Here is a 6,615-nt window from a genome sequence, read left to right on the forward strand (position 1 = left end):
GCCCTCCTAAGTTAGTTTAATGTTTCTACACCTGTACTAAGCGGGAAGCCTTCATAGGTTACCCAGTCACTAGAACTACCAACATATAAAGCAGACTCAAGGCCTACTTCACTCATGGTTAACAACGCATTACAAGCAGTGACACCAGACCCACAGTACGTTACAACTGGCCTATTTTGGTAAATTTCGTTGTAATACTCAGCCTCTAAATCTTTCAAGGATTTAGGACCATCTACGGTATAGCCACTTTCATAAAAATGATTAACAGCCCCAGGAATATGCCCTGTCATGCCATCCATCGTATCCACTTGAGATCCATCATAGCGGAATGGCGCACGAGCATCAATGATAACATGATCTCCGCTTTCACTAGCCTTGAGTACCTCATCACGGCTCATAACCATATACGTTTGCAACTCGTAGTTAAAAATAGATGGCTCAGCCGGTAATGGAGTAGGCTCTTTAGTTAGGAGATGGCCCTCTCTAACCCAACGTTCAACACCACCAGACAACACCCGTACATCAGTTAAGCCCATGTAGCGTAGCGTCCACCAAAGACGGCCCGCTAAAAATAGCCAAGAATCATATACTACAACCTTGGAGTTGCGAGTAATGCCATAAGACTCAAAGGTATGAGCCAATCGTTCCATATCTGGCAACGGATGACGACCACCATGCTCACCCAAAGGACCTGTTAAATCCTTATCTAAATCTACCGCATAAGCCCCCTTAATATGGCCCTTTTTATAATCTTGATACCCTCGAGCATCTAAAATGATGACCTCATCGAAACAAGCTAATAATTCTTTAGGAGTGATAAAATTTGACATGTTGTACTCCTTTCATATGATTATATCGAAAAATACAAATCTGATAATATTATTATATACGAGTATAACAGGATATACAATTTATTTTGGCACAGTAAAAGTTATTTATTTGCGTGGCATAAAAACTAAATTACGCACAAAAAGGACTGTAACTAAAATGTGGTAAAACCACATTCTGTTACAGCCCCTAATTTAGATAGCATCAATTTTCTGAAGTTCATCACCTATACGTTTAACAATGCCTGTCACTAGCGCATTGCCCATGAAGAACATACGCATACGATCAGATACTTCTACTACTTCACCTTTCGCATTACATTTATAGCGCGTCCAATCATCAGGAAAGTCTTGTAAACGCTCTGCTTCAATCGGTGTAATGAGTCGATATTTACCATCAATTTTCAGAAGATGTGTAGAGCGATTTACACTACCTTCAGATGTAAGCATTGTCCGCCCAGGTAGCTCAAGAGAGTCATATTCACTCATACCACCTTCAGAGAAGGTATAAGTATGTCCATTCGTTGCAGTCCGTGTAATTTTCTTAGGACCACGGAGATATTTAAACTTCTCTAATTTTTCACCATTGATATAATACTCTTCCGGCACTTGATTAGGTAAAACCACAATCTCTTTCATTGGTATTGGTTCCTCATCACCTTTAGGTTCAGTTTCAATCGTATAATAGTACCCGTTTGTCATAAGGCCAGAGTTCCACATTTTACCATCTGAAAAGTTAGCAGAAACTTCAGCAATATCTTCATCAAGCTTATTTGCATTAATACGTTTCTTAACGGCTTCACCTTTAACAGGGAATTGACGAGCAAAAAGCCCATCATTAAAGATATAGGATGTATAACAAGCTAAACGAGTATCTAAATCAGCATCAGTAGGCAATGTGGCTTCGTATTTAGTGTGTAGTCGTTTTCCCCACTTTGTGTCATTTCTAAATACAAAGAAGAACACACGACGTCTCCGTTGTGCACGACCATAATCAGCAGCATTGATAACACGCCACTCCACAGAATAACCTAATTGATTGAAAGCAGCCAACATAATCGCAAAGTCACGACCACGTTGATTGGAAGGAGCCTTCAATAAACGGTCAACATTTTCTAAAACCAAATACTTAGGTCTAATTACCTCAGTAGCACGGATAATTTCCCAGAAAAGAACGCCTTTTTTTCCTTCAATACCAAGCTCATTCTTTTTACTACGTGCTACAGAATAGTCTTGGCAAGGAAATCCACCAACAATCATATCTACACCATTAGCTTTCATTTCCTTAAACTTTTCATTAGGAATTAAAGCTACGTCTGTTGGAATATGTTCCATATCAGGAAATCTATATAAGCCTACCTCATAGGCGTCTTGTATCTTACGAGATGGCTCATATTGGTTAGAATATAGCGTTTTAAAAACCTCTTTAGATGAGTTTTCTAGCCCTACTATAAATCCACCTACACCATCAAACATAGAGAATATTTTCATTACTTTACCCCTTAATTTATCATATTCATAGATCTTTATTATAGCAAAAATAATAAAAAAGATCAAGATCAAAATCAAAATTAATTACTTTAATGCAAACCCTTAGGGTATTCTTATAATTAGACTCTAATAGTACGATTTATTTCTAGCTCTATTTCACGTCTTTAACTATTTCTGCTATATACTCTCTATTTAACCAATAGCATTGCTTAGCTATCATTTGACCATCTGGTAACATAACCTTATCTTTTCCATCTTTGCCTTTAGGTCGTATATGGCAAACACCATTAAATTTAGTCCCTGGCAAATTATTTGACACACCATTGTTTGTAGCTTTAAGTTCTACACCAGTTTCCAAAATTAATTTTGTAGTTTTCCAAAGATCTTTTAGTTCATGTTCTATAACTACTTCTGGCATATTCCAGAGCATAATTCCTTTTAAACAAGGCTCTCTGTTTTTATTTTGTGTTATTGTTTCATCATATTGGAATACTACAAATAGATATTTTGTATACTCAAAATTCTCATAAACTTGAGACTCTTCCCAATTATCTCTAACCCAACGATTGAAATCGATTTGCTCAAAGGACATATGTTCACGAGGAACTCCATTAGGCTCGAGTCTTATAGTCTTAAATTTAATATTTGCTTTATTAAACTCCCTAAGGGATTCTAACTTAGTTCCTTTTACGCCTAATACGGCACTTATAAGGTTAGCATTAAAGGCTTTATTTTTGTTAACGGGAATATCTATAAGTCTAGCAATCTCAGAAACTCTTTTACCAATATATGGAGCAAATCGCTCTTGCAATAGCTGTAAGGTACTCTTACTTTTAAGCTCATCAACATTAAAGAGTGAAGGAATTAACTGCTTATCAATAACACGTCGAGCAAAAGCAGTCATATAGGAGTTTTTAAGGGAAAAAGCACGTTGTTTTGCTGGTATATCTGAAAACGGCTGTCTTCTCACCGATTTGGCGTTAACCCCCTTAGTGCATGCTGCTAAATACATCGTGTCACTCTCAGAAATATTATGTGCTTCACCTTGCTTAATTTTATCTATAATTGTTTCCCAATCCTGTTTTATGATTTCCAAATCTGCTGGATCAAATTCGTGTAAAACGGATTTAACAATAGGAAATTCCTTTTTATCTACTTCATCCTTATATAGATAAAATACAACTAATAAGTTCTTATTTTTTTGCCAAAAGGAAGAATCATAAAATGAGTCCTTATAATCCTCTTCGTAATTAATTATATTAAGTACTAGTCGTTCTTTTGCTGAGAACTCATTCTTCTTATTTTCTTTTATAGCAGTTACTTTTAACTCTAATCCTAAGTTTACAAAATCAGCTTCAGCACGACTATTCACAGCAATTTTAAAAAGACCTTCTTCTAAAATCTGACCAATGCCACCCTTATTCCCTTTGCTGTCTAGTCGCTTATTTATATCAAATTCACCTACTGTTTTACCTTCCGCAGATTGTGCCACATCTAATACATCTTCAATAGAGTTATATATCTTATCCAAAGTCATTAGAACCGCCTCCCATCACATATACATAAATTATATCAAAGGTATACAGAATTATACTAATTTAACTTTCAACTGCTCATTCATCGTTTAATCGCTAATTATAAATATTAATACATGTTCAAATTAAACATTTTCATCTATTCCTTATAATTATCGTATCTATACGTCTTTTTTGCCACGTAAAGTTGTGATATAATGTAAATAATTACTCTTAGGGCATTAGTCTGCCCAAATGGATCCAAAAGAGTTAGTGTGTTTTCAAGGAGCGTGCGCAGTTGAAAAAGGGGTACATCAAGTTAATAGCAGCCATTGTGCTCGGTGTTGCTATTATCGGTGGTGGGATCTATGGGGTGTATACACTCTTATCATCCAATACAACGACAATTTTATATCGATCAACCGTTGACGATAAAATCAACGCAATACGACCTTATATTGTCGCACTGGACGCATATAACTCGTATAGTGTAGCCTATGCTAGCCAATTACAACCAACGCTGGAAGAATTGCGTAATGGTTCTCATAATACGACGATTACACTACCTAAATATAAGGAACTTAGAGCTGCACTAGAAGCGGCAAAACAAGATAGTTCAACGCCATACGAAGATATAAATCAGGCGACGAATGACGTCCTCGTAGTACTTGATCAAATTATCCCTATTGCAGATCAATTGCAAACTTACTATGTAGAACGCCGTTATGAAAAGGATAATTACAAAGGTAGCGATGAGTTAGCCGCACAATATGTACCTTTAGCAGAACAGTTCTACGCTACTTCCAATGCATTAGATTTAGCCTTAGATAATCATAATAATGAACTCTACACCGAGCGCATGACTGAGTACCAAAGTGAAAAACGTGAAAATGCAGTCAACTTTATTGAGTTAAACCTCATGACTGCACGTACTATCGACCTTATCGATCCAGATGGAAATACTGATACACAAAAGGTCGAAACTAATTTACAGCAAATTACACAGCGTATTAATAAATTACAACCTGGTACAACACCGGAAACACAAAATGCTGTGAGAGAATATCAAGATGCCGTAAAAGAGTTTGTCGCAGAAGCACGCAACTACATTATTATCAACTCTTCCTACGGTGAAGCTTATACGCAATTATTTACTAAATACAATAAAATGATTAGTAAGGCAAATGCTGTTAATATGTCAGAATTAGACGTAACAGAGAAAAAATAATAGTTAGATAACATAAAGGACTAGCCCCTGTGAGCTAGTCCTTTTATTTTTATGTAAGCAGCAGCCTTTATTCTCTTTTCAAGTCTTTCGTAATGATGTAATATTCACTTGGCGAAATCTTAAGCCCCTTTATATAGCTTTTACAAATCATATTAATTTTTGGATACCCTAAGAATAATGATGCACTATCATCTAACAATATTTCTTGGGCTTCCACAATGGCATTATAACGTTGTGTATCATCTATAGTTGTTTCTGCCAAATCAAGTAATTCATCATATTTAGGATTACTAAAACCAGACACATTGGTTGGATTAGAACCATCAATATTTGTACCCCAATATTGTTTTAAGAACCATACAGGACTACCAGTGCTAGCAGTTGACACACTAGTTATTGCCAAGTCATATTCACCAGAACGTGTTACCTTATCAACTACACTAGAATCAACAATCTCTACATTAACATCGATACCAATTTTTTTATAATCAACCTGCAATGCTTCTGCATATAAGATAACCTCAGGTCTAGATGTGTAGGTATAGAAATTAAGTCGTAATTTCTTGCCATCCTTATCTACATAACCATCTCCATCAGTATCTACCCATCCAGACTGTGCCAATAAAGCTTTTGCACGTTCTACATTATACGTTTCAGGAATTTTAATGTCGTTATATCCATAATTTAAACTTGGTGGCAACGGAGTTCTCCCCGCTACAAAAGTATCTTTAAATAGTTTTTTTGCATAATTCTCACGATCTGCACCCGCCACTAAAGCACGTCTTACATTAATATCATTCAAGTATCCATTGTGGTTCATACGAACCATAACAACACGCAATGAAGGAGTTTCTTCAATGATATAGTCATTACTATCTTTAAATAATCCATACTCACCGGCAGCAATATTAACGGCCATATCAATATCGCCAGCTTGTAATGCCATGGCACGAGTATTCACATCATTAATAGAGTCCACAACTACATGTTTAAACCCAACATCACCGTCCCAATAATTTTCATTTCTATCTAACTCAATACGATCTTTAGTAAAAGATATAGGCACATATGGACCCGTCGAAATAGGCCCCTCTTTACTAAAATCACGTCCATCACGTTCTGATTGAACGTCTACAATCAAGAATAAAGGATCACCTAATAATCCAGGCAAATTGGGATATACCTTATCAGTACGAATAGTTAAAGTCTGTCCATTTGCTTCCATTAAGTCATAAGAAAAAAAGGATTTTGCACGTTTACTCTTTTGGAATGCACGTTCAAGCGAATCCTTAACAGCTTGTGCCGTAACCTTACGTCCATTAGAAAACTTGACCTTATCATTAATAACAAAAGTCCAAGTCTTATAATCATCTCCTACTGACCAAGAAGAAGCAATCCATGGTTGTGGTTTCATAGAGTCATCAAATTTAACAAGATTCTCCCCTATACCATATCGCACAATTCCCCAACTAAAGTAATTCTCAGTAGGTTCTAAAGTCTCTGCATAGGACATAGCTCCTACTTTTAATGTGTCCTTATTGGTGTCTTTTCCACA

The 6,615-nt window shown here is 36.2% G+C and carries 5 protein-coding genes; 1 reads left to right on the forward strand and 4 read right to left on the reverse strand.

Annotated features, from left to right (window positions below; all coding sequences use genetic code 11):
* Positions 1–11 precede the first annotated feature (11 nt).
* From HMPREF1865_RS02250 to HMPREF1865_RS02260, 3 genes are all read right to left on the reverse strand, one after another.
* Positions 12–830, reverse strand: a complete 819-nt coding sequence (locus HMPREF1865_RS02250) for a sulfurtransferase (protein WP_060919029.1) — start codon at positions 828–830, stop codon at positions 12–14.
* A gap of 192 nt (positions 831–1,022) precedes the next feature.
* Positions 1,023–2,318 carry a DNA (cytosine-5-)-methyltransferase gene (gene dcm, locus HMPREF1865_RS02255; RefSeq protein WP_060919030.1) on the reverse strand — a complete coding sequence of 432 codons (1,296 nt, stop codon included), beginning with the start codon at positions 2,316–2,318 and terminating at the stop codon, positions 1,023–1,025.
* A gap of 151 nt (positions 2,319–2,469) precedes the next feature.
* Positions 2,470–3,855 carry a Sau3AI family type II restriction endonuclease gene (locus tag HMPREF1865_RS02260; protein WP_060919031.1) on the reverse strand — a complete coding sequence of 462 codons (1,386 nt, stop codon included), beginning with the start codon at positions 3,853–3,855 and terminating at the stop codon, positions 2,470–2,472.
* A gap of 275 nt (positions 3,856–4,130) precedes the next feature.
* Here HMPREF1865_RS02260 and HMPREF1865_RS02265 point away from each other — a divergent pair, with 275 nt between their 5' ends.
* Positions 4,131–5,060 (forward strand): YiiG family protein, encoded by a 930-nt coding sequence (locus HMPREF1865_RS02265; protein ID WP_060919032.1) that lies wholly within the window; start codon positions 4,131–4,133, stop codon positions 5,058–5,060.
* Positions 5,061–5,127: 67 nt separating this feature from the next.
* Here HMPREF1865_RS02265 and HMPREF1865_RS02270 read toward each other — a convergent pair.
* Positions 5,128–6,615: ABC transporter substrate-binding protein (locus HMPREF1865_RS02270; protein WP_060919033.1), on the reverse strand; the 1,488-nt coding region annotated here is incomplete at its 5' end.

This window comes from Veillonella parvula, from assembly GCF_001553335.1.
In the GTDB taxonomy this organism is placed as follows: Bacteria; Bacillota; Negativicutes; order Veillonellales; family Veillonellaceae; genus Veillonella; species Veillonella parvula_S.

Excerpts from the sequence above, each read along its gene's own strand:
- HMPREF1865_RS02250 (WP_060919029.1), bottom strand. The coding sequence starts at position 830 with ATGTCAAATTTTATCACTCCTAAAGAATTATTAGCTTGTTTCGATGAG.
- dcm (WP_060919030.1), bottom strand. The coding sequence starts at position 2,318 with ATGAAAATATTCTCTATGTTTGATGGTGTAGGTGGATTTATAGTAGGG.
- HMPREF1865_RS02260 (WP_060919031.1), bottom strand. The coding sequence starts at position 3,855 with ATGACTTTGGATAAGATATATAACTCTATTGAAGATGTATTAGATGTG.